General features: G+C 49.2%; 2 tRNA genes and 3 rRNA genes. All 5 read left to right on the top strand.

Features of this window, described 5'->3' with window-relative positions:
* Window positions 1–35: 35 nt before the first annotated feature.
* Window positions 36–1,574, top strand: a 16S ribosomal RNA gene (locus tag ACS8FB_RS13600).
* Window positions 1,575–1,660: 86 nt separating this feature from the next.
* Window positions 1,661–1,737: transfer RNA gene (locus ACS8FB_RS13595), tRNA-Ile, on the top strand.
* Window positions 1,738–1,746: 9 nt separating this feature from the next.
* Window positions 1,747–1,822, top strand: a tRNA-Ala gene (locus ACS8FB_RS13590).
* 339 nt (window positions 1,823–2,161) lie between these two features.
* Window positions 2,162–5,017, top strand: a 23S ribosomal RNA gene (locus ACS8FB_RS13585).
* Between the two features lie 218 nt (window positions 5,018–5,235).
* Window positions 5,236–5,350, top strand: a 5S ribosomal RNA gene (gene rrf, locus ACS8FB_RS13580).
* Together the 16S, 23S and 5S rRNA genes with 2 tRNA genes alongside form the textbook arrangement of a ribosomal RNA operon.
* Window positions 5,351–5,359 lie beyond the last annotated feature (9 nt).

The following is a 5,359-nucleotide window of genomic DNA, read 5'->3' as shown; positions in this document are numbered from 1 at the left end:
TCTTACTATTTATAGTGAAGACTTCAAGCAAGATTAAACTGAAGAGTTTGATCATGGCTCAGATTGAACGCTGGCGGCAGGCTTAACACATGCAAGTCGAGCGGAAACGATACCAGCTTGCTGGTAGGCGTCGAGCGGCGGACGGGTGAGTAACACTTAGGAATCTACCTAGTAGTGGGGGATAGCTCGGGGAAACTCGAATTAATACCGCATACGACCTACGGGAGAAAGGGGGCAGTTTACTGCTCTCGCTATTAGATGAGCCTAAGTCGGATTAGCTAGATGGTGGGGTAAAGGCCTACCATGGCGACGATCTGTAGCTGGTCTGAGAGGATGATCAGCCACACCGGGACTGAGACACGGCCCGGACTCCTACGGGAGGCAGCAGTGGGGAATATTGGACAATGGGGGCAACCCTGATCCAGCCATGCCGCGTGTGTGAAGAAGGCCTTTTGGTTGTAAAGCACTTTAAGCAGTGAAGAAGACTCCACGGTTAATACCCGTGGACGATGACATTAGCTGCAGAATAAGCACCGGCTAACTCTGTGCCAGCAGCCGCGGTAATACAGAGGGTGCAAGCGTTAATCGGAATTACTGGGCGTAAAGCGAGCGTAGGTGGCTTGATAAGTCAGATGTGAAATCCCCGGGCTTAACCTGGGAACTGCATCTGATACTGTTAAGCTAGAGTAGGTGAGAGGGAAGTAGAATTTCAGGTGTAGCGGTGAAATGCGTAGAGATCTGAAGGAATACCGATGGCGAAGGCAGCTTCCTGGCATCATACTGACACTGAGGCTCGAAAGCGTGGGTAGCAAACAGGATTAGATACCCTGGTAGTCCACGCCGTAAACGATGTCTACTAGTCGTTGGGTCCCTTGAGGACTTAGTGACGCAGCTAACGCAATAAGTAGACCGCCTGGGGAGTACGGCCGCAAGGTTAAAACTCAAATGAATTGACGGGGGCCCGCACAAGCGGTGGAGCATGTGGTTTAATTCGATGCAACGCGAAGAACCTTACCTGGTCTTGACATATCTAGAATCCTGCAGAGATGCGGGAGTGCCTTCGGGAATTAGAATACAGGTGCTGCATGGCTGTCGTCAGCTCGTGTCGTGAGATGTTGGGTTAAGTCCCGCAACGAGCGCAACCCTTTTCCTTAGTTACCAGCGGTTTGGCCGGGAACTCTAAGGATACTGCCAGTGACAAACTGGAGGAAGGCGGGGACGACGTCAAGTCATCATGGCCCTTACGACCAGGGCTACACACGTGCTACAATGGTAGGTACAGAGGGCAGCTACACAGCGATGTGATGCGAATCTCAAAAAGCCTATCGTAGTCCAGATTGGAGTCTGCAACTCGACTCCATGAAGTAGGAATCGCTAGTAATCGCGGATCAGAATGCCGCGGTGAATACGTTCCCGGGCCTTGTACACACCGCCCGTCACACCATGGGAGTTGATTGCACCAGAAGTGGATAGCCGAACCTTTTAGGACGGCGTTCACCACGGTGTGGTTGATGACTGGGGTGAAGTCGTAACAAGGTAGCCGTAGGGGAACCTGCGGCTGGATCACCTCCTTATAGACGGCATTCACTTGGCAAGAATTCACAACAAGTTGTTCTTTAGTTTTAAGCTAGTTTACTAGTTAGAGGTATATGCCTCGTACAGGCCTGTAGCTCAGCTGGTTAGAGCACCGTGTTGATAACGCGGGGGTCGGCAGTTCAAGTCTGCCCAGGCCTACCACTTACACACGGGGCCATAGCTCAGTTGGTAGAGCGCCTGCCTTGCACGCAGGAGGTCAACGGTTCGACTCCGTTTGGCTCCACCATTAGTAAACAAGTGCTTTAGATATAGTAGTTACATGAGTATCAAATAGAAACGAATGATTCGCTTACCCTAAGTATTAAAAGGTAAGACTGATTATTTCTTTCTGTTTTATACAGAACTTACTACTCGACGAGAGAGTAAGAACTATTTAAAAACATAGATATGAGTCTGGGTTAAGAGTGACATGTTCACGTGTCACTTTTAACCTTAATAATCAACCTTTTAACGACATTGTTTGTTATCCCAAGGGTTGATTATTAAAAAAGTAAAGAGAACTGAATCAAGCGTAAACATAGGTGATATCGTTATAATTGCTGACAAAGACCCTTTGGGGTTGTATGGTCAAGTAATTAAGCGCACATGGTGGATGCCTTGGCAGTCAGAGGCGATGAAAGACGTGACAGCCTGCGATAAGCTTCGGGGAGGCGGCAATATCCTGTGATCCGGAGATTTCTGAATGGGGAAACCCACTTACCATAAGGTAGGTATCCTAATTTATTAGGAAGCGAACGAGGGGAAGTGAAACATCTCAGTACCCTTAGGAAAAGACATCAAATGAGATTCCCCAAGTAGCGGCGAGCGAACGGGGAGAAGCCGATTGATACTAGAATAGAAGAACAGTGTGGGAAAGCTGGCCATAGTGGGTGATAGCCCCGTATTTTAAATTCTAGTGTTGACATATTAAGTAGAGCGGGACACGAGAAATCCTGTTTGAAGATGGGGGGACCATCCTCCAAGGCTAAATACTCCTGACTGACCGATAGTGAACCAGTACCGTGAGGGAAAGGCGAAAAGAACCCCTGTGAGGGGAGTGAAATAGAACCTGAAACCGTGTGCGTACAAGCAGTGGGAGCCATCTTGCATGGTGACCGCGTACCTTTTGTATAATGGGTCAGCGACTTATATTCTGTAGCGAGGTTAACCGTTTTGGGGAGCCGTAGGGAAACCGAGTCTTAATAGGGCGACTAGTTGCAGGGTATAGACCCGAAACCGAGTGATCTATCCATGAGCAGGTTGAAAGTGCCGTAACAGGCACCGGAGGACCGAACCCACTGTCGTTGAAAAGCCAGGGGATGACTTGTGGATAGGGGTGAAAGGCTAATCAAACTCGGTGATAGCTGGTTCTCCCCGAAAGCTATTTAGGTAGCGCCTCGGACGAACACCATTGGGGGTAGAGCACTGTTTCGGCTAGGGGGTCATACCGACTTACCAAACCGATGCAAACTCCGAATACCGATGAGTGATATCCGGGAGACACACAGTGGGTGCTAACGTCCATTGTGGAGAGGGAAACAACCCAGACCGCCAGCTAAGGCCCCAAATTCCTAGTTAAGTGGGAAACGAGGTGGGAAGGCATAGACAGCTAGGAGGTTGGCTTAGAAGCAGCCATCCTTTAAAGAAAGCGTAATAGCTCACTAGTCGAGTCGGCCCGCGCGGAAGATGTAACGGGGCTCAAACTAGGAGCCGAAGCTGCGGATTTGAATTTGTTTTCAAGTGGTAGGGGAGCGTTGTGTAAGCCTGAGAAGGTGCATTGTAAAGTGTGCTGGAGGTATCACAAGAGCGAATGCTGACGTGAGTAACGATAATGGGTGTGAAAAGCATCCACGCCGGAAGATCAAGGGTTCCAGTCCAACGTTAATCGGGGCTGGGTGAGTCGACCCCTAAGGCGAGGCCGAAAGGCGTAGTCGATGGGAAATCGGTTAATATTCCGATACTTGTTTATGATGCGATGGAGGGACGGAGAAGGTTATGTCAGCCTAGTGATGGTTATCTAGGTGAAAGGATGTAGGTTTATAGCTTAGGTAAATCCGGGCTATTATATACCGAGATCTGATAGCAAGTCCTACTTGTAGGACGAAGTGGCAAATACCAGGCTTCCAGGAAAAGCTTCTAAGCGATAGTCATAAACGAATCGTACCCTAAACCGACACAGGTGATCAGGTAGAGAATACCAAGGCGCTTGAGAGAACTCTGCTGAAGGAACTAGGCAAAATGGTACCGTAACTTCGGGAGAAGGTACGCTGTTGATGGTGATAGGACTTGCTCCTTGAGCTGTTGGCAGTCGCAGATACCAGGCTGCTGCAACTGTTTATTAAAAACACAGCACTCTGCAAACACGAAAGTGGACGTATAGGGTGTGATGTCTGCCCGGTGCTGGAAGGTTAATTGATGGGCTTAGCGTAAGCGAAGGTCTTGATCGAAGCCCCAGTAAACGGCGGCCGTAACTATAACGGTCCTAAGGTAGCGAAATTCCTTGTCGGGTAAGTTCCGACCTGCACGAATGACATAATGATGGCAGCGCTGTCTCCAGCAGAGACTCAGTGAAATCGAAATCGCAGTGAAGATGCTGTGTACCCGCGGCTAGACGGAAAGACCCCGTGAACCTTTACTACAGCTTTACATTGAACTTTGACCTGACTTGTGCAGGATAGGTGGGAGGCTTTGAAACCGAGACGCTAGTCTTGGTGGAGCCAATCTTGAAATACCACCCTGGTCATGTTGGGGTTCTAACTCAGGTATAACAATACCGAGGACAATGTATGGTGGGTAGTTTGACTGGGGCGGTCTCCTCCTAAAGAGTAACGGAGGAGTACGAAGGTGCGCTCAGAACGGTCGGAAATCGTTCATAGAGTATAAAGGCAAAAGCGCGCTTAACTGCGAGACCCACAAGTCGAGCAGGTACGAAAGTAGGTCTTAGTGATCCGGTGGTTCTGTATGGAAGGGCCATCGCTCAACGGATAAAAGGTACTCTGGGGATAACAGGCTGATACCGCCCAAGAGTTCATATCGACGGCGGTGTTTGGCACCTCGATGTCGGCTCATCTCATCCTAGGGCTGAAGCAGGTCCTAAGGGTATGGCTGTTCGCCATTTAAAGAGGTACGCGAGCTGGGTTTAGAACGTCGTGAGACAGTTCGGTCCCTATCTACCGTGGGCGTTGGAAATTTGAGAGGATCTGCTCCTAGTACGAGAGGACCAGAGTGGACGAACCACTGGTGTTCGGGTTGTCATGCCAATGGCATTGCCCGGTAGCTACGTTCGGATGGGATAACCGCTGAAAGCATCTAAGCGGGAAGCCCACCTCAAGATTAGATTTCCCTAAAGAGCCGTTCAAGACTAGGACGTTGATAGGCAGGGTGTGGAAGCACAGCGATGTGTGTAGCTAACCTGTACTAATTGCTCGTTTGGCTTGACCATACAACACCCAAGTGGTTTGTAATTATCTATAGAGTGACGATTATGCGTCTGTCACGCACCTTCAATTACTTGAAGGTCCCTTGACAGACAAAACGCGCAATGGTTATTCATAGAATGGTCAGCATTATATCGATATCACCTTTATCCTTGATTCAGTTAGGATAAGTGATACTTAGTCAAATAAGTAAAACAACACAGACTCATATCTAACCCCCTTTGCTGACGACAATAGCATGATGGCACCACCTGATCCCTTCCCGAACTCAGAAGTGAAACATCATCGCGCCAATGGTAGTGTGGCTCCGGCCATGTGAGAGTAGGTCATCGTCAGCTCTCTATTCC

Source organism: Psychrobacter sp. 1U1 (genome assembly GCF_051847535.1).
Taxonomy (GTDB): domain Bacteria; phylum Pseudomonadota; class Gammaproteobacteria; order Pseudomonadales; family Moraxellaceae; genus Psychrobacter; species Psychrobacter saeujeotis.
This window is presented reverse-complemented; position numbering and strand designations above follow the sequence as displayed.